Origin of the sequence: Nocardia vinacea, from assembly GCF_035920345.1 — a bacterium.
GTDB classification, from domain to species: domain Bacteria; phylum Actinomycetota; class Actinomycetes; order Mycobacteriales; family Mycobacteriaceae; genus Nocardia; species Nocardia vinacea_A.
Map to the genome: position 1 here is coordinate 8,915,084 of NZ_CP109149.1, position 25,959 is coordinate 8,941,042.

Consider the following 25,959-nt stretch of genomic DNA (forward strand, 5'->3'; position numbering starts at 1 on the left):
CGTTCGATCGCCGCCGAGCGGGATTCGGTGGCGGCCGGTGGCCCGCCTCGGACCCCGATGGGCAGTTATCGAGGCACCGGCTGGTATCGCGATGCGGGTGTGGGGCGGTTGCCGCCGTTGAGCACGCCGGTTTCGGCGGCAAGCAGCGCGTCGAACGCGGCGGTCGCGTCCTCCAGTCCTGGCGCGCAGATCGTCTCACCGAGCTCGATACCGGCCAGGCTCGCGGCGGCGACGTCTTCGGGGCTCATTGCGAACGGGACCTGTTGGCCGACACCGCCGTTGAACTCTGTGGCGACCACGCCGGGGCAGACCACCTGCGTCCGGATGGCAGTGTCGGCCAGTTCGTGGGCGAGGGTGCGGGTGAAGGCCAGGGTAGCGGCTTTCGCCGCGGCGTAGAGGGTGCGGTGCGGCATCCGTGGATCGGTTTGGCCGCCACTGAATGCCAGTAGCGACGCGACCGTGATGATGGTGCCGTCGCCTGCGGCGAGCATGCCGGGCAGGGCGGCGCGGACCAGTTGGATCGGCGCAATGGCATTCAGCGTGAGCGACGTGTCCACCTCGGCGAGGTCGACATCGATCAGCGGTGCGTATCCGCCGGCACCGGCGTTGCTGATCAACAGCCGGACGTCACCGGTAGCCAATCGGCCGGTCACCACGGCCAGCCCTTCCGGTTTGCTGAGATCGGCAGGCAGGACCTCGACTTCGGCGTCGGCCGCCTGGAGTTCTGCGGCTAGGTCGGACAGACGATCGGCGCGGCGAGCGACCAGCACGAAGTCGCAGTCCCCGGCGAGCGACCTGGCGTAGGCGGCACCGATACCGGAGGAGGCGCCCGTGATCAACGCGAGAGTCCGAGTCATAACACCCATGGTGCGTCAAACGCCTGGTTGATGTCAAACGTTTGATATCCATACGACGTAATATCCTCTTCGGGTGGACGAGAGCAGAATCGACCCGACGGATCCCGCACTGCACAAGCGGGTCACCTGGGCATTGCGGCGGACCGAGATCGCCGTGCAGGCCGTCAAGGAACAGGGATTGCGACCGTTGGGCATGGCGGTGGCGCACTACTCGTTGCTGATGTCGCTCCACGTCGACCCCGGTTTGACCGGGGCGGAACTGGCTCGTCGGCTGGGTGTCACGCCACAGGCCGTCGCCTCGCTCGTCGCTCGGCTGGAGCAGCGGGGTCACTTGGAACGGCGCGCGCATCCCCGGCACGGTCATGTGCAGGAGTTGTACGTGACCGATGCGGGACAGCAGGCGCTGCACACGGCCGATGCGGTGATCGCCGAGATCGAGCAGCGGATCACCCAACAGCTCGGCGATGACAGCACGAGACTGGTCGCATTACTCGAGCGAGTTATCGACACGGTTGAAGACAGACACGTCCACACAGCTCGCCGCGGACGATAGCCGCCACCGGGTCGGCTCGCTGCACGAGATCCACCACTGGCGCGGAGCACCCCCGCGGCGCCGGACTCCACGCTGGAGGTGGGGCTCGCTGGTTACCGTCATGACCAGCGCGCTCATCATCGTCGCCGATAGCACGGTCGCGATCCTCGCGACAATGGTGCGTTCTCCGGGTGCGGTATCAGGCCATGGCTCGATCACCGTCGCGCCACCGCGAGCGGCCGCACGACTACGGCGGTTCGTGCGTTATTCGGGGCAGTGTCCCAGTGTGCGAACCGGAGTTGCTCAGGTTGTCTCTAGCTGGGCGAAAGAAGAGGGCGCGAACCGTTTGGTTCGCGCCCTCGCGTAAGGGTGGCTGACGGGACTCGAACCCGCGACAGCCAGGATCACAACCTGGTGCTCTACCAACTGAACTACAGCCACCATCGCCGGTGAATCACCAGCGCGGTCGATATTAGCGTGTCAACCCCTCGAGTCCCTAATCGGTTTCTGACGTCGCGTTTTGCTCGGCCGTCTTGTCGCTACCGCTCACTTCGTTGGCAACGGCGGTGATCTCTGCGGTCGACGGGCCGGGTGCGGCGACGAAGGCCGTGCGTCGGTAGTACTCGAGTTCGCGGATGGATTCCTTGATATCGGCCAGGGCGCGGTGGGTCAGGCCCTTCTCCGGCTGGCCGAAGTAGATGCGGGGGTACCAGCGGCGGCACAGCTCCTTGATGGAACTCACATCGATCATCCGGTAGTGCAGATGCGCATCGAGGGCGGGCATATCGCGGGCGATGAAGCCGCGGTCGGTTGCGATGGAATTGCCGGCCAATGGGACCGTGCCCGCGGTCGGTGCGTATTCGCGGATGTAGTCGAGTACCTGTTTTTCGGCATCGGCGAGGGTGACCGTGGAGCGGCGCACTTCCTCGGTCAGGCCCGAACGTGCGTGCATATCGGCGACCACCTGCGGCATGGCGGCCAGGGCCGCGTCGTCGGCGTGGATGACGATATCGACACCGTCACCGAGAATATTGAGGTCGCTGTCGGTCACGAGTGCGGCCACCTCGATCAGCTTGTCGCTGTCGAGGCGCAGGCCGGTCATCTCACAATCCATCCACACCACGTATTTGTCGGACACCCCGGCAACATTAGCTGTATTTATCGGCGATGCCTTCGGCACCGCGTGTTCTCGCTTCACTCGAAACCGGAGGTTGTTCCGGTGCTGGTTGTGTAGGAGTGCACGTCACCACTGGGTTGAGCCGTCTCAGGGGGAGCAGCGGCGATAGAGTTTGCGGGAGATCGGCGTATGCGTTTTCGGCACGACAGCTAACACTGCGGACCAGACGGAGGACGCGCGATGACAACCCCTCAGGAGAAGGCGGCTGCGGCACGGAAGGCGGCCGAGGAGGCGGCGCGCGTGGCCGCGGAAGCCGCCGCTGCGGCCGAAGCCGCTGAACGCGAGTTGGCCGAGCAGGAGGCGGCGGCCGCGAGCGCGGATCCGAATGCGGCGAATGCGGTGGCGCAGGCCGAGGCCGCGCAATCGAAGGCCGCCGCGACGACGGAGACCGCGGTCGCCAGCGCTGCCGCGGCGGAATCCGCGCAGTTAGCGGCGACCAACACCGCGCAGGCCGCGGAACAGTCGGTGGCGCAGCAGATCGCTGCCGGATACGCGTTCGACGGAGCAGCACTGGAATTGGGCGCAGTTGTCGTGGACGGTGCCGTGGATTCGACTGCGCGCGTGCGGATTCCGATGCGCACCATGAATCGGCACGGGCTGGTCGCCGGTGCGACCGGCACCGGTAAGACGAAAACACTGCAGGGCATCGCCGAACAGCTTTCGCGGGCCGGGGTTCCGGTGGTACTCGCCGATATCAAGGGCGACCTGTCGGGGCTCGCGCAGCAGGGACAGGCCAATGAAAAGCTCAGCGCCAGGGCCGCCGAGACCGGTGCGCCGGACTGGGCGCCGACCGGCTATCCGACCGAATTCGTCTCGCTCGGCACCGGCGGTATCGGGGTGCCGATCCGCGCGACCATCACCGCATTCGGGCCGGTGCTGCTCAGTAAGGTGTTGGAGCTCAACGAAACTCAGGAGTCGACACTCGGGCTGATTTTCCACTGGGCGGATAAGGCGGGTCTCGGTCTGCTGGATCTGAAGGATCTGCGCGCGGTTATTACCCATCTCACGAGTCCAGAGGGCAAGGAGGATCTCAAGGGAATCGGCGGGGTTTCGGCTGCCACCGCGGGGGTGATCCTGCGCGCGCTGGTGAATCTCGAGGCCGACGGTGGCGACACCTTCTTCGGTGAGCCCGAACTGGATCCGGCCGATCTGCTGCGCACCGCGGGCGGTCAGGGCGTGATCACGCTGTTCGAACTCGGTGCGCAGGCGGCCCGACCGGTGATGTTCTCAACGTTCCTGATGTGGGTACTCGCCGATCTGTTCCAGACGCTGCCCGAGGTCGGTGATGTCGAAAAGCCGAAGCTGGTCTTCATTTTCGACGAGGCGCACCTGTTGTTCGCGGATGCCTCGAAGGCTTTCCTGGAGCAGGTGGAGCAGACGGTCAAGCTGATCCGGTCCAAGGGTGTCGGCGTCTTCTTCTGCACCCAACTGCCCACAGATATTCCGAATTCGGTGCTCTCTCAACTGGGTGCGCGCATTCAGCACGCGCTGCGTGCCTTCACGCCCGACGATCAGAAGGCGTTGTCCAAGACGGTGCGCACCTACCCGAAGACCGGTGTCTACGACCTGGAGCAGGCGCTCACCTCGCTGGGTACCGGTGAGGCGATCGTGACGGTGCTCTCGGAGAAGGGCGCGCCAACTCCCGTGGCGTGGACCAGGATTCAGCCGCCGCGCTCGATGATGGACACCATCGGAGCGGATCAGATCAAGTCGCGGGCGCTGTCCAGCGCGCTGGCCGCGAAATACGGCCAGACCATCGATCGTGAGTCGGCCTACGAGATCATGGCCGCGAAAGTCGCTGCGGCACAACAGGAACCGGCTCCGGCTCCCGCACCGGGGCGTTCGAAGGCCGCTCCCGAGGAGGAATCCGCCGCCGAGCGCATCATGAAGAATCCGGCGGTGAAGAGCTTCCTGCGTTCGGCCGCGACCGCCGCGGGGCGCGAGATCAGCCGCAGCATTTTCGGCACCCGCAAGCGCTGAGCGCGCGAGTACCGATGACGCCGATCCCGATCAGTGCTGGTCTGCGGATCAAGGGGACGGTGGACCTGCAAATGGGCCGCCGACCACGGCGCCGACGTCATCTCGTCTAGTCGGGTCCGGCCGATGGACTCTGGTTCCAGCCGGACGATACGGCGCACGATCAGGTCGTGCCGGGGGCCGCAGTGCGCATCAGGTAGCGCTGCGCAGCGAGCGCTCCACCATCGCGAAACCGTAGTCGAGCATTTCGGTTTCGTAGGCGTGCACCGCGTCGCGCAGTGAACCGGTCCGCTCGGTAATGCGGCGGCAGAGCAGGGCGGCGTCGCGCAGGGCTGTCGCCGCGCTGCTCCCAGCGGGGATCATGGTGTGGATGGCGTCGCCCATCAGCGTGACCGGCCCGGTTTCCCAGTACGGCAACGGTTTTGCCGTCCGGATCGTGGTGTTGTGGACGGACTCCGGATCGGCATGCCACACGAGTGCGGCGAGATTCTCGGGCCAGTCGGCGATCAGTTCCGCGGCGACCTTCTGCAGTTGCTGCTTGTCCATCGCGGACAGGTCGGCCGGAATCAGTGTGTCCGGCGCGGCGACCACCCACATCACGTAATCCTCGCCGTCGCCGGAGGTGAATTCGTGCGCGGCCAGCGACATGAACCGGCCGTCGTCACCGGCGACCACGCTGAATCCATCCAGTGCGGCCTCCGGTGTCAGCGTGCGGATCTCGTCGGTCAGCGATGTCTTGCCGTAGATCTCCGCTTTGCCGGTCTGGATTACCTCGGCATCCGGCAGCCACTGGGCGCGGATGCGGGAATGCGTGCCGTCCGCGGCGACCAGTAGATCCGCATCGGTGACTGTGCCATCGTCGAAGTAGGTCCGGACCCGGCCGTCGTCGAGCAGTTCGAAGCGTTGGAACGATGCACCGTGGTGGACGTCGATCCCGGTGAGCAGGATCTTGCGCAGCGTGAGTCGGTCGACGGTCAGATGCCGCCCATGCACCTCCTCGGCGGCCGTCGGTGGCACCAGGATCTCGCGGACGACGTGCAGTTGTGGGTCGAGGAACCGAACGCCCGAACCGCGCTTGCCCGCGGTGGCGACGATTCGTTCGTAGCGGTCCGGCGGCAGACAGGCGCGCAGTGCGAGGTCGCCCTCCGGGTCGAGGGCGATGCGATAGCCCTGGCCGCAATGGCCCGCGGCTTCCCGTTCGTAGAGCTCGACGGTGATTCCGGCACGGTGCAGGCCCTGTGTGAGCAGAGGTCCGGCCAGCCCAGCTCCGACGATGACAATCTTCATATGTCTAAACTATCTGAATTCAGACGATCTGTCATCGGATATAGTTTGCCCGTGGCGGAAACTTCGGAGCAGCTCGGCGCCCAGATCGGTGGTCAGCTCTATCTGGCGCACCGCTATGCGCGTGCGGCGGCCAATCGTGCACTGCGGGAACAGCGGCTCGAGCTGCGTCACCTCGGGGTGCTCGGCTGTCTGGCCGAGGCGGGGCCGCTCAGTCAGCGCGCGTTGGTCGATCGGCTGCAGCTGGACAAGTCGTCGATGGTCTACATCATCGATGAGTTGGAGCGGCAGGGGCTGGCGGAGCGGCGTAAGGATGAGCGGGATCGTCGCAGCTATGCCGTGCACATCACGCCGAGCGGACGGGAGCGGCTCGATGCCGCCAATCGCACCGCCGATGCGGCGGTGGTCGAACTGCTCACGCCGTTCTCAGCGGCCGAACGCCGACAGTTGCACGAACTTCTCGGCCGGTTCATCGAGCACGCCGCCGGACAGGCCTGAGATCGGCCCCTCAGTTGCCGATATCGCGGGCGAGTAGATCGTCGGTGGTTTCGCGGCGGATCAGTTGGCGGGCGCGTCCGTCGCGTACCGCGATGATCGGTGGACGACCGACACTGTTGTAGGACGAGGCGAGGCTGTGGTGGTAGGCGCCGGTACACGGCACCGCGAGAACCTCGCCGGGGCGCAGGTCGGCCGGGAGCCGGATATCGGTGGCCAGCACATCACCCGCCTCGCAGTAGCGACCCGCCACCGTCGCGGTCATCTGTGGGCCGCAGGGATGCCGATTGGCAATAACCACTTCGTAATTCGCGCCGTACAGCGCGACGCGGGCGTTATCGCCCATGCCGCCGTCGACGGTGACGTAGGTCCGTCCGCCATCGATATGCTTGACCGACAGCACGCGATACAGCGTCACGCCTGCGCGCGCGACAATGGCGCGACCCGGCTCCAAGGCGATATTCGGGCGCGGGAAGTGGTTCCGCGCGCAGGCCGCGTCCAAGGCGTCGTCGATGATGTCGGCGAGTTCGGACAGATTCATCTCGGCGTCGCCGCTGCGGTAGGCGACCGCATGCCCGCCGCCGAGGTCGAGATCGGTGAGTATTCGACCGTGATCCGCACGGACCCTTGCCATTTCGGCGATCATCCGGCGCACCGCATCGCCGTAGTGGTCCGGATCGTAGATCTGCGAACCGAGGTGGCAGTGAAAGCCGATCAGCTCGAGGTTCGGCTGGCGCATAATGCGTTCGACCGCCTCGGCGGCCATATCGCTGCCGAGCGGAAAACCGAATTTCTGGTCCAGCACACCGGTTTTTACGGCCGGATGCCCGTGCACATCGATGCCGGGCGACAGTCGGAGCAAGACCTGTTGGGGTCGGGTGGCCAGTGCGGAGAGCAGGGTGATCTCGGTCATCGAATCGATCACGATCCGGCCGACACGGCTGTGCACGGCGGCTTCGAGTTCGTCGAAGGATTTGCCATTGCCGTGCAACACGATTCGCTTCGGGTCGACACCGGCCGCGATGGCGATGGCGAGTTCACCAGCCGAACATACGTCGACCGAAAGTCCTTCCTGGGTAACCCATTCCGCGACCGCGCGGATCATCAGCGCCTTGCCCGCATAGATGATCTCGGCCTCCGGGAAGGCCTTCTTGTAGGCGCGACAGCGGGTGCGGACCTCGTGCTCGTCGAGCACATAGGTGGCGGTGCCGTACTGGTCGGCGATATCGGCGAGGGCGACCCCGCCGAGGGTGATTTTGCCGTCGTCGTCGTAGTGGGTGTCCTGCGGCCAGACCGCGGAGTCGAGGCGCGAAGGCATTCCCGACCGCAGCGACGGGAAGATCTCGAGCAGCGTCACGTCGTTCTCCTGGGTGTGCCCCCGCTTTCTCGGCATGCGGGGCCGATATCAGGACTACGCCGGTTCGTACTGATCATGGGCGATGCTGACGGATCCTTGACGCACCCGAAATATTTACTGACGGATTGCTGACTGGCGCTGTGATGCGGACCGCGCTCGAATCGTGCGGTGACGGCGGAGCTTCTTTCGCTCAGCCGCCGAGCTTCTTGTAGAACGCACCGGCGACGGGGGCGGTGAGGGCGCGGGGGCCGTATTGGCCTGCGACGCTCATGCCCTTGCTGATCAGGCCGGGGACCACACGCATCTTGTTGCGGGCCAAGGCGTCGATGGAGATCTTGGCCGTGTATTGGGAGGTGACCCACATGAAGTCGGGCACCATTCGATCGACGATGGAGGCGTCGGTCGGATCGGGGGTTTCGGTGCGGACCGGGCCCGGGGCGAGCAGGGTGACGTGCACGCCGGAGCCCTTCAATTCGCCGCGCAGCGATTCGGAGAAGGTATTGGCGAAGGCCTTGCTCGCCGCATAGGTCGCATTGTTCGGAATCGGCATATTGCCCGCCGCCGAACCACTGATCAGGATGCCACCGCCACCCCTGGCGATCATGCCGGGCAGCACGGCCAGGGTGAGGTCGTGCACCGCGACGGCATTGAGCTCCATTTGGGCCCGCTCATACGCCGGATCCAATTCGGCGACCGCACCGAAGGTCGCGATACCGGCGTTGTTGCACAGGATCGAAATATCGCGGGCCGCCAACTCCTCGACCAGCGCCCCCCGCGCCGTCCGATCGGCCAGATCGACCGCCCGCACCTCCGCGGTAATCCCATGCGCCAACGTCAACCGCTGCGCAAGCTCGGTCAACACCTCCCCGCGCCGGGCAACCAGGATCAACGAATACCCGCGAGCAGCGAGCTCAGCAGCAAGCGCCGTCCCGATACCAGAAGAGGCACCAGTAACGACCGCACGATTCTCGGAGGTAGCAGAGGGCAAACTCACGAGAGGAGCCTAGGCGATACGGGTGGGAAGTGGCCCCAGCACCCATTCCGGGTGCGGCGGGCTCATGCCAGGCGGTAGAGGGCGGGCTGGGCGGAGATGTTGTTGGCATCATCGCCGACCCAGGCGGATGGCTGACAGAATCCATGCCCGGCATCTGCGCGATACGCGGAAGCCAAGAGGGGCACGGCGTGGCGAGAGGAGTCGCTACAGGCGAGCTGCCAGGCGGGTGCCCTGGTCGATTGCGCGCTTGGCGTCCAGTTCGGCGGCGAGGTCTGCGCCGCCGATCAGGTGGATGTTGGCGCCGGCGGCGCGCAGGGGTTCTTCGAGTTCGCGTACGGATTCCTGGCCTGCGCAGACGATGACGTTGTCGACCGGGATCAGTTGGGGGCGTTGGCGTTTCTCGCCGAAGCTGATGTGTAGACCGTTGTCGTCGATGCGTTCGTAGTTGACGCCGCCGACGTGCTCGACACCTTTCGCCTGCAGCGCCGCGCGGTGCACCCAGCCGGAGGTCTTGCCGAGATCCTTTCCGAACGGAGTCGACTTGCGTTGCAGCAGAACGACTTCACGCGCGGCTGGTGCCGGTTTGGGTTTGGTGAGCTGGCCGCGGGACTGTTCGTCGGCGGAGTCGACGCCCCACTCTTCCTTCCACTCGTCGAGCTTGAGGGTGGGATGTCCTTCGACAGTGAGGAATTCGCTCACGTCGTAGCCGATGCCGCCCGCGCCGATAACGGCGACGCGCTTGCCGACGGGCCGCTCCGCACGGACCAGTTCGGCATAGGACAGCACCATCGGGTGGTCGATGCCGGGGATATTCGGAATGCGCGGGCGCACACCGGTGGCCAGCACGATCTCGTCGTAGCGGGCGTCGAGTAGCTCCGCCGCGGTGACCCGCTTGTTCAGATGCACGGTCACTCCGGTGACCTCCAGCATCCTGGTGTAGTAGCGGATCGACTCGTTGAACTCTTCCTTGCCCGGAATGCGGCGGGCGATATCGAACTGCCCGCCGATCTTGTCGTCGGCCTCGAAAAGGTCGACCCGATGCCCGCGTTCGGCGAGATTGACCGCTGCCGACAGTCCGGCCGGGCCTGCGCCGACGACCGCGACGCGCTTGGTGCGCCGAGTCGGGAGCAGCTTCAGCTCGGTCTCGTGACCCGCCCGCGGGTTCAGCAGGCAGGACACGGTCTTGTGCTGGAACGCATGGTCCAGGCAGGCCTGGTTGCAGGCGATGCAAGTGTTGATCTCGTCGACCCGGTTGGCGGCAGCCTTGTTCACCCATTCCGGATCGGTGAGGAACGGCCGTGCCAGCGAAACCAGTTGCGCGTCACCTCGAGTGAGGATCTCCTCGGCGATCTCGGGCATATTGATCCGGTTGGACGCGCAGACCGGAATGTTCACCTGCTCGGTGATCTTCGCGGTGAATTCGACGAAGGCCGCCCGCGGTACCGAGGTGACGATGGTCGGTACGCGCGCTTCGTGCCAGCCGATATCGGTATTCAGAATGCTGGCGCCCGCGGCTTCGAGTTCCTTTGCCAACGCGACGATTTCGTCGAAAGTCTGCCCGTTCTCGACCAATTCGGCCATGGACAAACGGAATACGATGATGAAGTCGGGCCCGACCGCAGCGCGGGTGCGGCGCACGATCTCCACCGCAAGCCTGCGCCGGTTCTCCGGCGAGCCGCCCCACTTGTCGGTGCGCTTATTTGTGCGCGGCGCGAGGAATTGGTTGATGAAATAGCCTTCACCGCCCATGATTTCGCAACCGTCGTAGCCCGCGAACTGGGCCAGTTTCGCACAGCGGGCGTAGTCGTCGATGGTCTGCTCGACCCCGCGCGCGGAGAGCTTGCGCGGCCGGAACGGATTGATCGGCGCCTTGATCGAGGATGCCGAAACACTGCCCGGCATATAGGAATAACGGCCCGCGTGCAGGATCTGGATGGCGATTTTGCCGCCCGCTTCATGCACGGCCTTGGTGATCACCCGGTGCCGGTAGGCCTCGGACTTATTGGTGAGTTTGGCGCCGAACGGCAGCAGCCAGCCGGTGCGGTTCGGGGCGTAGCCGCCGGTGATGATGAGACCGACACCGCCGCGGGCGCGCTCGGCGAAATAGGCGGCGAGCCGGTTGGTATCCCAGGCGCGATCCTCCAGGCCGGTATGCATCGACCCCATGATCACCCGATTGCGCAGCGTGGTGAAGCCGAGATCGAGGGGCTCGAAAAGATGGGGGAACGAACTCATCGCTGAGTCTCACCTTTCTACGGGTCCGCGTGCAGGGCTGTTGCACGCCGGTTGCAGGGCTTGCAGTACTTCGTCGCACCATTCGACGAATCCGGACTCGACGCGGATGCCCGCGCGCAGCACGAGGTACTGGTGCAGCGGGGTGCCGGAGAGCTGATCCGGAGCAGGGAAGTCGCGTTTCTCGATGAGCAGGAACAGCTCGAGGCGCTGATTGTGCTGTTCCCGATGTCGGACGACCTCATCGCAGAGCGCGCCGATATCGCCGTGCGCTGCGGCGCGGACCTTCACGCCGAGTTCGTTACGCGGCATGGAGGTATCGGTCGGCGCGGCGATCCAGCGCGCCAGCTCTGCCTGGCCCGCCTCGTTGACCGAGTAGACCTTCTTGTCCGGCCTGCCCTCCTGGGCCACCGCCTCGCTGCTGATCCAGCCGGATTCCTCCATGCGCTTGAGCACGCGATAGATCTGCTGATGGGTGGCCCGCCAGAAGAAGCCGATGGACTTGTCGAAGCGGCGCGCCAGCTCATAACCCGAACCGGCGCGCTCGGTCAGCGATACCAGCAGCGCATGTTCGAGTGCCATGACGTCAGGTTATCGTTACAGCCGGTACTATGCAACTGAGTGCATAGCCGGGACGGTATCGAGTGTTGGCCCGCCCGCCGCCGAAATCCGCACTAGGCTGCGCCCATGAGCGCCGCATCGCGCAGCGGATTCGACGAGGGTGGTGGCCGGGTGACGGACGAGCTGGAGGTTGACGCGCGGGCGACTGTCGGGCAGGCCGCCGGGCGCGGACAGGTGGTGGCATGGGGGTTGTGGGACTGGGGATCCTCGGCATTCAATGCCGTGATCCTGACCTTCGTATTCTCGGTGTACCTCACCGATAAGGTCGGCGACGATCTGCCGGGCGGGGTGTCACCGAGCGCATGGCTCGGCTGGGCCCTCGGCCTCGCGGGTTTCGTGGTCGCACTCACCGCGCCGATCAGCGGCCAGCGCTTCGACGCGAGCGCGAAACGTAAACGCTCACTTGGCGTATTGACCGCGCTGACCATCTTGACGATGGCGCTGATGTTCTTCGTCCACGACGACTACCACCACTTCTGGTTCGGCCTGGTCCTGCTCGGCTTCGGCTCCGCATTCTTCGAATTGGCGGGCGTGCCGTACAACGCCATGCTGCGTCAGGTCTCCACCCCGGCCGATGTCGGTCGTGTGTCCGGATTCGGTTGGGCCATGGGTTATTTCGGCGGCATCTTCATCCTGTTGATCAGCTACTTCGGCTTCATCTCCGGTAATGGTGACAACCGCGGCCTACTTGGCGTGCCCATCGATGACGGTACGAATATCCGCTTGGTCGCGATGCTGGCCGCGGTCTGGTTCGCCGCCTTCGCGTTGCCGGTGCTATTCGCTGTACCCGAACTACCGCCCACCAATGCCGATCCCGGTGCGGCGAAGGCCGGATTTTTCGGCTCGTACCGGGTGCTGTGGCGGGATCTGCGCGAGCTGTGGGCCGTGGATCGACGCACCGTCGGCTTCCTTATCGCCAGTGCGATCTTCCGCGACGGTCTGGCCGGGGTATTCACCTTCGGTGCGATCCTGGCCGTGCGGGTCTACGGCATCGACGACTCCGACGTGCTGCTGTTCGGCATTGCCGCGAATATCGTTGCGGCACTCGGCGCGGTCACCGCCGGTCGTTTCGACGACCGCGTCGGCCCGAAGATCGTGATCGTGGTCTCGTTGATCGCCATGGTGATCTGCGGCATCGCGCTGTTGATCGTGTCCGGACCGGCCATGTTCTGGGTCTTCGGCCTACTGCTCACCATCTTCGTCGGCCCCGCCCAATCCGCCGCACGCTCCTTCCTCACCCGCCTGGCCCCACCCGGCCGCGAGGGCCAGATGTTCGGCCTCTACACCACCACCGGCCGCGCCGTATCCTTCCTCGCCCCAGCACTTTTCGGCTTCTTCGTCTGGGCGTTCGACGCCGACCGCGCGGGCATTGTCGGCATTGTGGTAGTTCTCGCCGTCGGTTTGGTGGCGTTGCTCCCGGTCCGCAAGCCGGATCGCGCCGTTGAGCCCGCCGAGTAAATTCGTGCCGCGAGATCGGCTGTCTAGCATGGGATTGTGGCTGTTTCGTATGTGGTGACCGGCGGTGGCCGAGGGATCGGGCGGGCGATCGTGCAAAGCCTGCTCGGCACCGAGAACACGGTGGTGGCCATCGAGCGTGACGCGGCGGCGCTGGCATGGGCGGGCGACCGGGTGCTCGCCGTGATCGGCGACGCATCGTCGGTCGAGACCGCCGAGCGCGCCGCGGATCTCGCGCAGGCGGTAGGCCCGCTGGTGGGATGGGTGAACAATGCGGCGGTTTTCCGGGATGCCGTGGTGCATACCGCGCCCGCGCCGCAGGTGCTCGAGCTGATCAATGCCAACCTGGCACCCGCCGTCATCGGCTGCACGACCGCGGTGCGCCGGTTCCTCGCGGCGGGAGCTGGGGGCGCGATCGTGAATGTCAGCTCGCACCAAGCACAGCGGGCGGTGCCGGGTGCACTGCCCTACAGCACGGCGAAGGCGGCGATCGAAGGGCTGACCCGGGCCATCGCGGTCGAATATGGGCGCAACGATATTCGGTGCAATGCGGTCGCGCCGGGCTCGGTGGATACCGAAAGGTATACCGAATTCCTGGCCGGACTGAGTCCTTCGGCATCGGCGAAGGTGGAGCGGGAAATGGCTGCGCTGCATCCGATCGGGCGTGTGGCCACGACGGGTGAGGTCGCGGCAGCGGTTGCCTTTCTCTTATCGGCGGATGCGAGCTTCATCAACGGGGCGGTGGTCCCGGTGGACGGTGGCCGCTCGGTGCTCGCACTCGATCCGGAAGCCGGCTAGCGCTCCTTGCTCGGCCACCAGGCGGCCATGCCGAGTGCGATGAGACGGACCTGGCGGACGGTGCGGTCGATGATCGCGGGTTGGTCGCGTGGAGTGGCGGCGACGTAGTCGGCAATGCAGTCGGCGACCGTGGAGACGATCAGGTCGGCGGCCAATTCGAGGTCGTCGGCGGACCAGGAGTCCAGGTCCGGGATACGGGACAGGTCGACGACCAGTTCGCGGACGATCAATTGCAGTTCGAGTGCGATGGCGTGTTGCAGGGCGGCCGAGCCGCCGCGGCGTTCGCGGGTGATGAAGCCGAAGAGTTCGCGTTTTATGGCGACCTGATCGAAAACAAACCGCACGGTCTCCGAGAGTCGGGCGTCGGGTGTGCGGCGCAGTTGACGCAAGGCCAGGCGTAGCGCCCGGATGCCCTCGTCGACCAGAGCCGCGCCGAGATCGTCGAGTGAGGCGAAATGCCGGTAGAACGCGGTCGGCACAATGCCCGCGGAGCGGGCGATCTCACGCAGGCTCAGCGCGCCGAAGCCGCGTTCGGCGGCCAGTGCGAGCGTGCCGTCGAGCAGGGCCTGCCTGGTGCGCTCCTTGCGCTCGCCCCGGGTAGCTGCGGTCTCGGTCATCACAGTGAGCATACAGCCGTTCACCATTCGTCTATTCCTAGGATGTAGTTCGGGTCACATCATTTCCTGGTTGACACTGGACCCGGTCCATCGGTCACACTAGTTGAGTGTACAGGCGTGCACTGAAATCTTCGCCGATGAGGGTTCAGGAGTACGCCGCGGCCCGAAAGTAGAGGCAACCGCATGGTGGGACTCATCGACCTGGTGCAAACCCTGACCACACCGCACCCGCTCGACCGCTACCTGGAACTCGTCCGCCCCACGCTGACGGTTCGGGAGTTGCGGGCGGAGATCACCCACGTCCGCCGCTCGGTGCCGGGTTCGGTGACGCTGACCCTGCGCCCCACCCGGCAGTGGCGCGGCCACGTCGCGGGGCAATATGTGCAGATCGGCGTCGTGATCGACGGCATCCGGCACACCAGGTGCTATTCACCGGTCAATCCGGCTGGTCGGCGCGACCGGCACCTGCAACTGACGGTCAAGGCGCATCCGGGCGGCCTGGTATCGCAATACCTCTACCGCAACGCCGTACCCGGCATGGTGGTCAGCTTGGAACCCGCCGCCGGTATCTTCCAACTGCCCGAACCGCGCCCCGAGCGGGTGCTGCTGATCAGCGGCGGCAGCGGCATCACACCGGTGCTGTCCATGCTGCGCACGCTGGCGGATGAGGGCTATCCGGACGAACTCGCCTTCCTGCACTATGCGAAATCACCGGAGACGGTGCCGCATCGGGCGGAGCTGGAGGCGATTGCACAGGCGCACAAGAACTTCCGCATCGAATTGCGCTATCCCGGCGATGGCTCCGGCCATTTCGACTACGACCAACTCGAATACGTCGCACCATGGTTCGCCGACGGCGAGACCTACGTCTGCGGGCCCCAGGGCCTGATGGACGCGGTGCGCAAGATCTTCGAGGCAGAGCAGTTGGACGCGCGGCTGCACACCGAGGAATTCACCCTGTCCAGCACCCCCGTCGACGCCGACGAGGCCTTCGGCACGGTCAGTTTCTCGGCCAGCGGACGCAGCGCCGAGAACAACGGTGCGGTCCTGCTGGAGCAGGCCGAGGCCGCCGGGCTGACACCGGAGTACGGCTGCCGGATGGGTATCTGCTTCTCCTGCACCGCGGTTCGGCGCAGCGGCTGCACCCGCAATGTGCGCACCGGCGAAACCGACAGCGATCCGGATCAGCCCATCCAGCTCTGCATCAACGCGCCCGTCGGCGACGTCGACATCGATATCTGACAAAGCAAGGGGACCAAAGCAATGACAATTCTGACCGAAACGAAAGACGGCCCGCTGGTACTGAGCCCGGACCAGGTCGAGGAACTCGGCCGGGCCCTCGACGACCTGCGCGCCCGCGTCGTCGCCGATCTCGGCGATGCCGACCGCGAATACATCTACTCGATCATCAAGGCGCAGCGCGGTTTCGAGGTCGCCGGGCGCGGCCTGATGTATCTCGGCTTCCTGCCGCCGTTCTGGCTGGCCGCGGTGGCCGCGCTGAGTGTGTCGAAGATCCTGGACAACATGGAGATCGGCCACAATGTCATGCACGGCCAGTACGACTGGATGCGCGAGCGCGGCCTGAATTCCCGTGAGTTCGAATGGGATACGGTCTGCCCGGCGGACCAGTGGAAGCATTCGCACAACTACATGCACCACACCTTCACCAATATCCACGGCATGGACCGCGACATCGGCTACGGCATCCTGCGCATGGACGAGTCGCAGCAGTGGAATCCGCTGCGACTCGGCCAGCCGCTCTACGCCTTCGCGCTGATGGTGCTGTTCGAATGGGGCGTGATGGGCCATGACCTGGAGGCGGAGAACATCATCCGGGGCAAGAAGAGCTGGTCGGACGTCAAGCGATTGCTGAAGGGGCAGTGGCGCAAGGCCGGTCGGCAGGTGCTCAAGGACTACCTCATCTTCCCGGCACTGACCGGTCCGCTGTTCGTCAGCACACTCGCCGGAAATACCGCCGCCAATCTGGTGCGCAACCTCTGGGCCTTCTCCATCATCTTCTGCGGCCACTTCCCCACGGGCGTACAGACGTTCACCGAAGAGGAAACCGCCGAGGAGACTCGCGGTGAATGGTACGTCCGGCAGATGCTCGGCTCGGCCAACATCACCGGCAGCAAGCTGTTCCACATCATGTCCGGGAATTTGTCGCATCAGATCGAGCACCACCTCTTCCCGGATCTGCCCGCGAACCGCTATCCGCAGATCGCGCCCGAGGTTCGGGAACTGTGCGAGAAGTATGGATTGCCGTACAACACCGGTTCGCTCGGTAAGCAAGTCGGATCGGTCTGGCTGAAGATTTTCAAGCTGGCACTGCCGCCGTTCTTGGTCGGGAAGGAGTCCACGCCCGGTGTTATCGTGATGCGACAGCAGGCCGTTTCGAGCGACCTGCAAGCAGTCGCTAGCGGAAACACAACCGAAGTGGGCGTGTGAATGATCGGAAAATTCGAAAGTAACAAGGATCTAATTCAAGAATTGACTTCCTCTGGCGCACGACATGTCGGAAATATTGCGAACATCATCACCGGCACCGTCGCGGAGGTCACCCGGGAGATCGGTGAGTGGATCACCGACGCCATCGAGATGAACGAGGCCGCGGCCGCCGCGCGCAAGGATGCCGCGGCGCAGGGCGAGAACGATCTCGTCGACGAGGCCGATGTGTCCTATGACGCGGAGGTCGAGCCGAGCGCGTCGTTCGTCGAGGCAGAGGTGGTCGAGCCGGAGGTGGAAAACCCCCGGTGATCACCACACCGGCAGCCTGCGCCGGTGCTCGGTGACATCGGTGATCAGGTCCTTGTACCCGTCGGCCAGTTCGGCCAATCGGCTCCACTGCAGCTGGGCGTCATCGTCCAACTGCAGTGGATGCGGCGGCTCGACAGGTGCCGACATACCCAATGCATGTTGTGCCGCAACCCATTTCGCCGCCATTCGATCGATGACTGCGCCCAGCGTCTCGGTGTGCAGCGAGGCGCCGGCGCGATGCTCCACATTGCCGGCGACCCAATTGTCGATATGGCCGACCAGTTCGGTTCGGTGTGCGTCGAGGTCGTCGACGAGTTGCAGGCACTGTGCTACGCGGCCGCTCGGCGTGTCCGGCGCATGCGCCGCCTGCAGGGCATTGCGCCTGCGTTCATGACATTCGACCAGTGCGCGTCCCGCGGCCAGGACAGGGTGCCGGTGTTGATTCGGATCGTGGGGTTCGCGAAATGCGCGCAGTAGCGCCGAGGGCGATGGCAGCTCTTCGGCTTCGATACGACCTGCTGCGTATTCGGTAGTCATGATGCACGCCCCTGCGGTGGCGATGGGTGTGTATTTGGATGCGCCAGGGCCGAGGAGGATTTCGGGGAGGGGCACCCCTCGGCTCCGGCGCAGCCCCGCGCCCGGATCGCCCTCCACACAGTCCACCAGCACGGCAAAGAAACCGGGAAATCCGCGACGATGCGATGAGGAAGACGGCCCGAGAAAATCGGGACCTTTTCAGGAAAGCGCGATAGTCGAATCGGCGCAATAGAATGGTGTAGAAACAGATGAGCTGCCGGGAAATCGTTATGATCCGTTACGGATCGGTCACATAACTGCCGACTTTCCTACCTTCGTGAAATCGCTGAGCGCATGGGCAGCAACCACTTCCGGCGAGGCGGCCGCACGACGTTGTTCGATCGACTAGCCTCGGTGTTTGTGCCCGCTTATGTGTCTTCGCCCGAGTTGACGTTCGGGTTCATGTTCGCGCTGGAAGATCCGGAGCGAATCGCCGAGGTCGTGCGCACGCTCATCCTCCGCAAGACGGTGTCGGTGTTTCGACTCGCGCGCCTGTCCGACGACGACGGACCCCCCGAACGCTATGTCGTGAACTGGGCGGTGATTCCGCAGATCTCGATCACCACCAGCGCCCCCGACCCGGACGAGCTGGAGGCTGGGCAGATCATGCTGGTGAATGCCTTTCTCGGTGAGGAGGGCGAGGTCAGTCTGTACTCGGCCCAGGGGCAGGCGCCGGACTGAGGCCTGCGGCAGGGCCGTTGCGGCGCTGCGCGATTCGCCACGACGGCGGCCACCTTTTCGTTGGCGTGTCGGTATCGGAACGTGGTCTGACCGGAAGTCCGATACGGGACAATCGGGACATTCCACTCGTTGTCGAGGCATCGAAGCACCTGGAAGGAGCATCGATCATGGAGCCCGAGAACACCGTCGCCGTCGCTACCGCGGCCAATCCGGTTCGTGTCCGAGGAGATCTCGATCCCGCGCTATCGCGCTGGATGTGGCTGGTCAAATGGGTCCTGGCCATCCCACACGCCATTATTCTGGTATTCCTGTACATCGCGTACGTGATCGTCTCGGTGGTCGCATTCTTCGCGATTCTGATCACCGGTAACTATCCGCGCGCACTGTTCGACTTCAATGTCGGCGTCATGCGGTGGGGATGGCGGGTCGGCTTCTACGCCTACTCGGTGCTCGGCACCGATAGGTATCCGCCGTTCAGTCTGCAGTCGGATCCGGACTATCCGGCGGATCTGGAAATCGACTATCCCGAGCAGCTGAGTCGTGGTCTGGTGCTGGTGAAATGGTGGCTGCTTGCCATTCCGCACTACCTGATCGTCGGTGCGATATTCAGTGCGGGTATGGGCGGCGAGTACGGCTGGGGCGGATTCACGCTGGCCAATGTGCTGGTGCTGGTCGCAGTGGTGGCATTGCTGTTCACGGCGGTATATCCCAAGGCAGTGTTCGATTTCCTGCTCGGCCTGCACCGGTGGTCCATCCGGGTGGGCGCCTACGCCTCGCTGATGCGTGACGAATACCCGCCGTTCCGGCTCGACCAGGGCGCTCGCGAACCCGAAAACAACTGAATATCAACCGAATCGGGAGCCGGACAGCGGCGTCGGTCACCAGGCGGATTCATAGATCCGCCGGACCACGTCCTCGATGTCCGGCTCCTCTATGGACAGGTCGCGCACCTCGGCTCGATCGGAGACGGCGGCGAGAACCTGTGCGGCGGTGGTCGACTCGGCATCGAAGGCCAATCGCTGGCGCATGCCCCCGCCCTCGCTGATCAACAATTCGGCGTTCGGCAGATCGTCGAGATCGCGGGTCGGCTCGGCCAGATCGACGACCAGTACCCGCCGCGCACCCACCCGCACCGCCAGGCCGGTCAGTGAACCGTCGTACACCAGACTGCCGCGGTCGACGACGAGCACCCGGTCGCAGAGCCGTTCTATATCCCCCATATCGTGCGTAGTGAGCAACAGCGTGGTGCCGCGCTCGGTGCGTTCGGCGCGCAGGAACTCACGTAGTCGCTGTTTCGACAGCACGTCGAGGCCGATGGTCGGTTCGTCGAGGATGACCAATTCGGGGGAGTGCAGCAGCGCCGCGGCGACCTCGGCCCGCATGCGCTGGCCGAGCGAGAGCTGGCGCACCGGAGTGTCGAGTGTCTCGGCCATCTCGAGTTGTTCGACCAACTCGTAGGTACGTTTTTGCGCGACATCGGATTCCAGCCGATGGATCGCGGCTAGAATCGAAAATGATTCGCGCAGCGGCAGATCCCACCACAACTGGGAGCGCTGTCCGAACACCACCCCGATCCGGGCGGCGAGTTCGCGCCGCTGCCGTACCGGATCCAAGCCGCAGGTGCGCACGGTGCCCGAGGTGGGGACCAGGATGCCGGTCAGCATTTTGATCGTGGTCGACTTGCCTGCCCCGTTCGCGCCGATATAACCCACCGCAGAACCGCGTTCGATGCGAAACGTCATCCGGTCCACCGCGGTGAGTGTTTCGCGGCTGCGTCGCCAGCGCTGCCCGTTTCTTCGATACAGAATGAATTGCCTTGTCAGGTTCTCGATCTCGATGATCGAGTTCGATAACTCGCTGTCCGCCACGCTTATCCGCCGCCTCCCTGATAGTGCCGAGTGCCTAGTCGCCACAAACCCAACGCGAGCAGCCACACCCACAGCGCCGCCAACGGTGCGCACCAGGCCAGCCAGGACGGCAGCAGCGGTGGGCCGGGTAGGTGCAGCAGTGCGATGGTCGGTAGATACGCCGTGAAGGCGACCGGAATGGCGAAGCCGAATACCAGCTGCAGCGACGTCGGAAATACCGAAGCCGGTTGCATGGCGGCGAAGGAGCCGCCGTAGGTGAAGCTGTTGGTCAGTTCCGCACCGTCGATCAGGTAGAACTGCGCGCCGGCGGCGCAGACGAACAGGCCGCCGAACAGGGCGATGCCGCTGAGCAGGGTCGTCACCAGCAGTGCGAGAGTTTGCGGACCCCAATCGAGATCGTTGCGAACGAGGCCGAGTCCGAGCACGATGATCGCCACCGAGGCGCGGGCGAATCTGCGCAGTGAGATGTCACTGGTGATGAGCTGCAACAGGAGTGGCTGGGGTCGTAGATGATAGGCGTCGAGCACTCCGAGCCGGATGAGCGTCGGCAGTGAATCCAGGTGCCCGAACAGGACTTGGGCCAGTGCGAATCCGGAATTGCTCAGGCCGAACAGCAGGAGCGCGCCGTCCAGATCGAGCCCGCCGAGCATCCGGACATTGTGGTAGATGACCCACACCTCGGCGAATTCGACGATGCCGATCAGGAACGCGCTGAATACTTCACTGGCGAAGGACAATCGGTATGAGCGCTGGGCTCGCATCCGCGACCGCAGCACCGCCGCGTACGGGGTGAACCAGGTACCGGCCGGTACGGGCGTATACGGGGGCTCAGCCACCCTGCACCTCCAGCCTGCGGCGCCCGGCCACCAGCAGCGCCCGGCCCACCGCACCGACCGCGAGTACCCAGAACACCTGTGCGGCAACGACCGTCACTGCATCCATCCCGGTGACCCGACCCGACAGGATGTCGATCGGCGACTGCAGGATCGACGGGAACGGAGTGGCATGCGCGACGGTGCGCAGCCATGCCGGGAACATGTGGACCGGCACGAACAGCCCGGCCAGAAACGTGCCGCAAATCTGGTATAGCACTCGGAGCCCGCGGGTTTCCACCACCCAAAATCCGATCAATCCGACGGCGAAAAGGCATAGAAATGACAACGCTACGGCCAGCACCACGCTGACCAGCCCGAGCACGTAGGGTCCCGGTGTGCTGGGCATGACGAGCCCGAAAGTGAGCACGCCGACCAGTACGCTCGGCACGCCGCGCGGCAGGATCGTGCAGGAAGCTCGGCCGAGATCGATGGCGAGATAACTGAATTGGACATCGACCGGGCGCAAGAAGTCGATCGCGATATCGCCGTTCTTGACACGATCCACCAATTCCAGTGGTGGTCCCATGAATTGGGTCGCGCCGAGCAGGGCCTGGGACAGCCAGACGTAGGCGCTGATCGATCCCGCGTCGTAACCATCGAAGCCGCCGGAGGCGCGTACCGCGGCCATCATCACCGCCGCGCGCACGAATCCGAAGACGCAGTTGGTGAACAGGCCCGCGAACATCGCGAGTTTGTACTGGGATTGACGTCGGAAACCGGCTCGGACGAGGTAGGTGTACAGCCGCGCGGTCCGGAGTGCGTGCAGTGCGGCGAGCCGCGATCTGTTGCCCTCCACTCTGCCGCGCACAAACGGTTAACTCTACGGTGCGTCGGGGGACGCGCGGTAGGTAAGCGCGCGTTTTTTGGAAAAGTGCGACAAACCCGCTGCACCAATGTTAGAAACACAGTCACTTCAGATTTGCCCCGTGGGCGCTCGCACACGACAGGAAGGATCGTCGATGACTGTCGCCGCTAGCGGCTGCTTGCAGGTCGCTCGAAACAACACCGCGATGACCGTTTTCGAGACGCTCGAGTCGAATGTGCGCGGGTACTGCCGGGCCTGGCCGACCGTCTTCGATACCGGCAGCGGGGCCTGGCTGCGCGATGAGAACGGCAAGGACTACTTGGACTTCTTCGCGGGCGCGGGCGCACTCAACTACGGCCACAACAATCCGGTGCTGAAGCGGGCGCTGCTGGACTACATCGTCGGCGACGGGATCATGCACAGCCTCGACATGTCGACCGTCGCCAAGCGACGGCTGCTGGAGGCCTTGCGCGACACGATCTTCGAGCCCCGTGAACTGGACTACAAGGTGCAGTTTCCCGGTCCGACCGGCGCGAATGCGGTCGAGGCCGCACTGAAGCTGGCGCGCAAGGTCACCGGACGCCAGACCGTTCTCAACTTCACCAACGCCTTCCATGGGATGTCGCTCGGCGCGTTATCGGTGACCGGCAATGCCGCCAAACGGGCGGCTGCCGGTGTGCCACTGCCGCATACGATGCCCATGCCCTACGACGGCTTCCTCGATGTGGCCGACGACCTGCGCTGGATGCGGCGGGCCCTGGACGACTCGTCCTCTGGTTTGGACAAGCCCGCCGCGGTGATCGTGGAGACCGTGCAGGGCGAGGGCGGGGTGAATGTCGCACGCTCGCAATGGCTGCGGCAGCTGGCCGAATTGTGCGGAGCGCGCGGAATTCTGCTGATCGTCGACGATGTGCAGATGGGTTGCGGACGGACCGGTGGGTTTTTCTCGTTCGAGTTCGCGGGCATAACTCCCGACATCGTGACGCTGTCGAAATCCATCGGCGGGTACGGGTTGCCCATGGCGCTGGTGCTTTTCAAACCCGAACTCGATCAGTGGGCGCCCGGTGAGCACAACGGCACCTTCCGCGGCAACAATGCGGCATTCGTCACCGCGCGGGTTGCGCTCGAGCACTACTGGTCCGATACCGCGCTGGAGATTTCGACGGTGGCCAAAGGGGAGCGCACGGCACGCGCGCTCGCCGAAATCGCCGCGGCATTCCCCGGTATCTCGACGCGCGGGCGCGGGCTGGTGCACGGCATCGCGTTCGAGGAAGCGTCGCGCGCCGGCAAGGTGTGCCAACTCGCCTTCGAGCGCGGGCTGCTCGTGGAGACCTCTGGTTCGGCCGACGAGGTGGTAAAGCTGATGCCGCCGTTGACAATCAGCGATGACGAATTGGATCGCGGGTTGTCGCTGCTCGCCGGTGCGGTGGAGGAGATCTGCGAATAGTCACTTGCTGCCGATATTGATCACCGGGTGCGCGCTCGGATCCAGCCATCGCATAACGGCTTCGAGATCGGCAGCCGGGATCGATACGCACCCAGCGGTCGGACGTCCGGTCTCGACATGGAGGAAGAAGGCCGAGCCCGCGCCCGCGACGACGGGCTGACGGTTGTAGTCGATCACCACGGCGTGTTCGTACGCCGGACCTGCCTGACCCAGGTTCTCGCTGGCATGCTCATCGAATTCGCAAGTGCCGGTGGCACATTGGACGTAGTGGTTGTAACTCGGCGAGGCGGTATCGGAGACCCACCAGTCCTGTGCGCCGACCTGGCGATAGGGGAGTCGGGACCCGTCGTTCGGCGCGATCCCGAACGCCTCGCTCAGCGTCCACACACCGGCGGGAGTGTGCGCCGAGTCCTCGCTGGCTCGGCCGATGCCGTCGCGCCCGACATAGGCCCGCAGCGGACCGATAGCGGCGCGCCAGCCACCTGAAATGCGCTGCCACGCAGTCAGTGTCGCGGTGGTATCGGCGGCGTTCTCGGCGACGACGGTGACGACCTGGTCGGCGTCTCCGTGGTACGGCAGGGGCAGATCGGACCTGGGTGTGCTGGTGCACGCGGCGACGCCGACCAGCAGCACGATGAGCAGCGTTATGCGTTTCGACAAATGAAACCTCCCGACGGGCGTCGACCCTAACGCAGATTCCGCCCATGCCACCGCAGGCGGATTCGAGTGTCCGCGCGCGGGTACGCGATGAGCATTCCCGCGACATACAGGAGGTCGAATGATGACCGAAGGCAAGGTCGGAAGTCTGCGCACTGTCGTGCTGGATTGCCCGGATCCGACTGAGCTGGCCGAGTTCTATGCCCGGCTGCTCGGCGCCGAACTGACCGATGCGCCGGATGACACCTGGGTCGTCATCGAAGAACCCGGCGGCAGGCGCGTGGCGTTCCAATACGCGCCGCAGTATCGACCACCGCGTTTCCCGGATCCGGAAGCGTCCCAGCAGGTGCATTTCGATGTGCTGGTGGACGAGATCGAAGCGGCCGAGCCGAAAGCCCTCGCGCTCGGCGCGCGATTGGTGCAGGCCAACGACGACAAGCAATTCCGTGTCTACGCCGATCCCGTCGGACACACCTTCTGTCTCATTTGGCTGTAGCGGCGGTCTGCGCGTTGGACCTGCGGGTTTATTCGTTTGTCTACGCAGCGCACGGGTATGACGCAGGTGACTGCCACAAACCGGCAGTCATGGAATCAGTCGCACGAAACGGGCGCCCGTTCGGACGCCTGATTCGGGAGAGGCAGTCACCATGGCCGCGCATCACGCGCAAACCTCAGCCGCGCATTGGACGCCGCTGCGCATCGCGGCGGCGGCGGTCGGCGCGGTGTTCCTGGTGGTCGGCGTGCTGGGCTTCGTACCGGGCATCACCACGAATTACGACAGCATGGAATGGGCCGGACACAGCTCCGACGCCCAACTCCTGGGGTTGTTCAACGTCTCGATCCTGCACAACATCGTCCACCTGCTGTTCGGCGTAGTCGGCCTGCTGGCATCGCGCACAGCGCTCGCATCCCGGGCGTTCCTGCTCGGCGGCGGCATCATCTACCTGGTGCTGTGGCTGTACGGGCTGGTCACCGACCAGCACAGCGATGCGAACTTCATCCCGGTGAACACCGCCGACAACTGGCTGCACTTCGCCCTCGGCGTCGGCATGGTCGCCGTCGGGGCGGCGCTCGGGTGGTCGGGCAGCCGAGGCGTAACCGGGTCGCCGCGTCCGTCGATTCAATAGGTATGAGCCGATGAAGCCCGCTCGGATGTGCGCCGAGCGGGGTCTGTCCATATTCCGCGTTTCCGCTCGTGCATCAACTGGCGGCTCGGGGAATGCCCGGGGTAGGAGTCGCGGTTGCTCGCGGGCTCCGTCGTAGGAGGTGATGGAGGTGTCGGAGTTGCCGACATGGCCGGTACGGATCTGGCGGATGCAGCCCTGGAATCCCAGTCCGCTGATGCGGGTCTCCGATCGTGCGGAGGGGTTCGCCCGCATCCTGGCCGTCCTGGTGCTGCTGATCGCCGTGCCGATCGCGGCGGCGGCCGGTACCGCGGCCTATAGCTCGGCATCCGAGCGTATCCATTCCGAAAACGCGACGAAAGTCGTTGTGACAGGGACGATTGTCGGCACCCCCGCCCGGGTCGCCGCCCCCATCGCGGATCGCAACGGAACGGTGCGCGATCAGTTCGAGGCGCAGGTGTCCTGGACTCACGACGGCAAGTCCGGCACCGCGACCGTCGGTGTTCCCGACGGCGCGGGACCCGGCCAGCCCGTCCCCGTCTGGCTGGGCCCGGATGGAACACCGACCACCCCTCCCGAACGATCCAGTGCGGCCGCCGTGCACGGCATCGGTGTCGGTATCGCAGTCCTACTCGAAATCTGGTGCGGCGCAGCAGCAGCCGTCTGGTCGACCGCCTGGGTCCTGAACCATCGCCGCCACCTCCGCCTGGATCGGGAATGGCGGCAATTCAGCCATCCCACCGGTCAGGGCAGCTTGTGATGCGCTCGGCGGG

27 protein-coding genes and 1 tRNA gene are annotated in these 25,959 nt (G+C 65.0%); 14 read left to right on the forward strand and 14 right to left on the reverse strand.

Features of this window, described 5'->3' with window-relative positions:
* Positions 1–65 precede the first annotated feature (65 nt).
* Positions 66–857: an SDR family NAD(P)-dependent oxidoreductase gene (locus OIE68_RS40310; RefSeq protein WP_327096138.1), complete on the reverse strand. Its 792-nt coding sequence runs from the start codon at positions 855–857 to the stop codon at positions 66–68.
* A 73-nt stretch (positions 858–930) separates the two neighbouring features.
* On the opposite strand from OIE68_RS40310, the gene OIE68_RS40315 reads away from it, so the two are divergent.
* On the forward strand, positions 931–1,410 hold the full coding sequence (locus OIE68_RS40315) for a MarR family winged helix-turn-helix transcriptional regulator (protein WP_327096140.1): 480 nt from the start codon (positions 931–933) through the stop codon (positions 1,408–1,410).
* A gap of 347 nt (positions 1,411–1,757) precedes the next feature.
* Here OIE68_RS40315 and OIE68_RS40320 read toward each other — a convergent pair.
* Positions 1,758–1,830, reverse strand: a tRNA-His gene (locus OIE68_RS40320).
* Between the two features lie 55 nt (positions 1,831–1,885).
* Positions 1,886–2,527, reverse strand: coding sequence for an oligoribonuclease (gene orn, locus OIE68_RS40325; RefSeq protein WP_327096141.1), 642 nt, complete (start codon positions 2,525–2,527; stop codon positions 1,886–1,888).
* A gap of 219 nt (positions 2,528–2,746) precedes the next feature.
* On the opposite strand from orn, the gene OIE68_RS40330 reads away from it, so the two are divergent.
* Positions 2,747–4,546: a helicase HerA-like domain-containing protein gene (locus tag OIE68_RS40330; protein WP_327096142.1), complete on the forward strand. Its 1,800-nt coding sequence runs from the start codon at positions 2,747–2,749 to the stop codon at positions 4,544–4,546.
* Between the two features lie 189 nt (positions 4,547–4,735).
* On the opposite strand, the gene OIE68_RS40335 is transcribed toward OIE68_RS40330, so the two are convergent.
* Positions 4,736–5,830: an NAD(P)/FAD-dependent oxidoreductase gene (locus OIE68_RS40335; RefSeq protein ID WP_327096143.1), complete on the reverse strand. Its 1,095-nt coding sequence runs from the start codon at positions 5,828–5,830 to the stop codon at positions 4,736–4,738.
* Between the two features lie 51 nt (positions 5,831–5,881).
* Here OIE68_RS40335 and OIE68_RS40340 point away from each other — a divergent pair, with 51 nt between their 5' ends.
* Positions 5,882–6,325 (forward strand): MarR family winged helix-turn-helix transcriptional regulator, encoded by a 444-nt coding sequence (locus OIE68_RS40340; protein WP_327096144.1) that lies wholly within the window; start codon positions 5,882–5,884, stop codon positions 6,323–6,325.
* A gap of 10 nt (positions 6,326–6,335) precedes the next feature.
* On the opposite strand, the gene lysA is transcribed toward OIE68_RS40340, so the two are convergent.
* The 4 genes from lysA to OIE68_RS40360 all read right to left on the reverse strand — a co-directional run bounded on the left by lysA (position 6,336) and on the right by OIE68_RS40360 (position 11,487).
* Entirely contained in the window at positions 6,336–7,679 is a 1,344-nt protein-coding gene (gene lysA / locus OIE68_RS40345) for a diaminopimelate decarboxylase (protein ID WP_327101986.1), read from the reverse strand.
* Between the two features lie 190 nt (positions 7,680–7,869).
* The gene (cmrA, locus tag OIE68_RS40350; protein WP_327096145.1) at positions 7,870–8,673 is read right to left on the reverse strand and encodes a mycolate reductase; all 804 of its coding nucleotides are present in this window, start codon (positions 8,671–8,673) and stop codon (positions 7,870–7,872) included.
* Between the two features lie 204 nt (positions 8,674–8,877).
* On the reverse strand, positions 8,878–10,908 hold the full coding sequence (locus OIE68_RS40355) for an NADPH-dependent 2,4-dienoyl-CoA reductase (RefSeq protein ID WP_327096146.1): 2,031 nt from the start codon (positions 10,906–10,908) through the stop codon (positions 8,878–8,880).
* Between the two features lie 9 nt (positions 10,909–10,917).
* Positions 10,918–11,487, reverse strand: coding sequence for a PadR family transcriptional regulator (locus tag OIE68_RS40360; protein ID WP_327096147.1), 570 nt, complete (start codon positions 11,485–11,487; stop codon positions 10,918–10,920).
* 105 nt (positions 11,488–11,592) lie between these two features.
* On the opposite strand from OIE68_RS40360, the gene OIE68_RS40365 reads away from it, so the two are divergent.
* Positions 11,593–12,984 (forward strand): MFS transporter, encoded by a 1,392-nt coding sequence (locus tag OIE68_RS40365; protein ID WP_327096148.1) that lies wholly within the window; start codon positions 11,593–11,595, stop codon positions 12,982–12,984.
* 36 nt (positions 12,985–13,020) lie between these two features.
* Positions 13,021–13,779, forward strand: coding sequence for an SDR family oxidoreductase (locus OIE68_RS40370; RefSeq protein WP_327096149.1), 759 nt, complete (start codon positions 13,021–13,023; stop codon positions 13,777–13,779).
* Here the strand turns inward: OIE68_RS40370 and OIE68_RS40375 are convergent.
* A complete protein-coding gene (locus OIE68_RS40375; RefSeq protein ID WP_327096150.1) occupies positions 13,776–14,396 on the reverse strand; it encodes a TetR family transcriptional regulator in 621 nt (206 codons plus the stop codon). The two genes, OIE68_RS40370 and OIE68_RS40375, sit on opposite strands and share 4 nt — an antisense overlap.
* A 183-nt stretch (positions 14,397–14,579) precedes the next feature.
* Between OIE68_RS40375 and OIE68_RS40380 the strand changes: the two genes are divergently transcribed.
* Genes OIE68_RS40380 through OIE68_RS40390 form a run of 3 tightly spaced genes read left to right on the forward strand, consistent with a single transcriptional unit; the run spans position 14,580 to position 17,153 of the window.
* On the forward strand, positions 14,580–15,638 hold the full coding sequence (locus OIE68_RS40380; protein WP_327096151.1) for a ferredoxin reductase: 1,059 nt from the start codon (positions 14,580–14,582) through the stop codon (positions 15,636–15,638).
* 21 nt (positions 15,639–15,659) lie between these two features.
* Positions 15,660–16,844, forward strand: coding sequence for an acyl-CoA desaturase (locus OIE68_RS40385; protein ID WP_327096152.1), 1,185 nt, complete (start codon positions 15,660–15,662; stop codon positions 16,842–16,844).
* A gap of 42 nt (positions 16,845–16,886) precedes the next feature.
* The gene (locus tag OIE68_RS40390; protein WP_327096153.1) at positions 16,887–17,153 is read left to right on the forward strand and encodes a hypothetical protein; all 267 of its coding nucleotides are present in this window, start codon (positions 16,887–16,889) and stop codon (positions 17,151–17,153) included.
* On the opposite strand, the gene OIE68_RS40395 is transcribed toward OIE68_RS40390, so the two are convergent.
* A complete protein-coding gene (locus OIE68_RS40395) occupies positions 17,154–17,690 on the reverse strand; it encodes a DUF4254 domain-containing protein (RefSeq protein WP_327096154.1) in 537 nt (178 codons plus the stop codon). It lies immediately after the preceding gene.
* A 441-nt stretch (positions 17,691–18,131) separates the two neighbouring features.
* Between OIE68_RS40395 and OIE68_RS40400 the strand changes: the two genes are divergently transcribed.
* Positions 18,132–18,410, forward strand: a complete 279-nt coding sequence (locus tag OIE68_RS40400; protein WP_327096155.1) for a hypothetical protein — start codon at positions 18,132–18,134, stop codon at positions 18,408–18,410.
* A gap of 167 nt (positions 18,411–18,577) precedes the next feature.
* The gene (locus OIE68_RS40405; protein WP_327096156.1) at positions 18,578–19,252 is read left to right on the forward strand and encodes a DUF4389 domain-containing protein; all 675 of its coding nucleotides are present in this window, start codon (positions 18,578–18,580) and stop codon (positions 19,250–19,252) included.
* 36 nt (positions 19,253–19,288) lie between these two features.
* Here OIE68_RS40405 and OIE68_RS40410 read toward each other — a convergent pair whose 3' ends face one another.
* The 3 genes from OIE68_RS40410 to OIE68_RS40420 all read right to left on the reverse strand — a co-directional run bounded on the left by OIE68_RS40410 (position 19,289) and on the right by OIE68_RS40420 (position 21,961).
* Positions 19,289–20,152, reverse strand: coding sequence for an ABC transporter ATP-binding protein (locus tag OIE68_RS40410; protein WP_419150845.1), 864 nt, complete (start codon positions 20,150–20,152; stop codon positions 19,289–19,291).
* 128 nt (positions 20,153–20,280) lie between these two features.
* Positions 20,281–21,039: an ABC-2 family transporter protein gene (locus OIE68_RS40415; protein WP_419150846.1), complete on the reverse strand. Its 759-nt coding sequence runs from the start codon at positions 21,037–21,039 to the stop codon at positions 20,281–20,283.
* A 67-nt stretch (positions 21,040–21,106) separates the two neighbouring features.
* A complete protein-coding gene (locus OIE68_RS40420; protein ID WP_327096159.1) occupies positions 21,107–21,961 on the reverse strand; it encodes an ABC transporter permease in 855 nt (284 codons plus the stop codon).
* 151 nt (positions 21,962–22,112) lie between these two features.
* Between OIE68_RS40420 and ectB the strand changes: the two genes are divergently transcribed.
* Positions 22,113–23,405, forward strand: a complete 1,293-nt coding sequence (gene ectB / locus OIE68_RS40425) for a diaminobutyrate--2-oxoglutarate transaminase (RefSeq protein WP_327096160.1) — start codon at positions 22,113–22,115, stop codon at positions 23,403–23,405.
* Here the strand turns inward: ectB and OIE68_RS40430 are convergent, their stop codons facing one another.
* Positions 23,406–24,065 carry a L,D-transpeptidase family protein gene (locus OIE68_RS40430; RefSeq protein ID WP_327096161.1) on the reverse strand — a complete coding sequence of 220 codons (660 nt, stop codon included), beginning with the start codon at positions 24,063–24,065 and terminating at the stop codon, positions 23,406–23,408. It lies immediately after the preceding gene.
* A gap of 121 nt (positions 24,066–24,186) precedes the next feature.
* On the opposite strand from OIE68_RS40430, the gene OIE68_RS40435 reads away from it, so the two are divergent.
* The 3 genes from OIE68_RS40435 to OIE68_RS40445 all read left to right on the forward strand — a co-directional run bounded on the left by OIE68_RS40435 (position 24,187) and on the right by OIE68_RS40445 (position 25,946).
* Positions 24,187–24,558: a VOC family protein gene (locus tag OIE68_RS40435; RefSeq protein WP_327096162.1), complete on the forward strand. Its 372-nt coding sequence runs from the start codon at positions 24,187–24,189 to the stop codon at positions 24,556–24,558.
* Between the two features lie 151 nt (positions 24,559–24,709).
* Positions 24,710–25,189, forward strand: a complete 480-nt coding sequence (locus OIE68_RS40440) for a DUF4383 domain-containing protein (protein WP_327096163.1) — start codon at positions 24,710–24,712, stop codon at positions 25,187–25,189.
* 148 nt (positions 25,190–25,337) lie between these two features.
* On the forward strand, positions 25,338–25,946 hold the full coding sequence (locus tag OIE68_RS40445) for a hypothetical protein (RefSeq protein WP_327096164.1): 609 nt from the start codon (positions 25,338–25,340) through the stop codon (positions 25,944–25,946).
* The last annotated feature ends 13 nt before the right edge of the window (positions 25,947–25,959 follow it).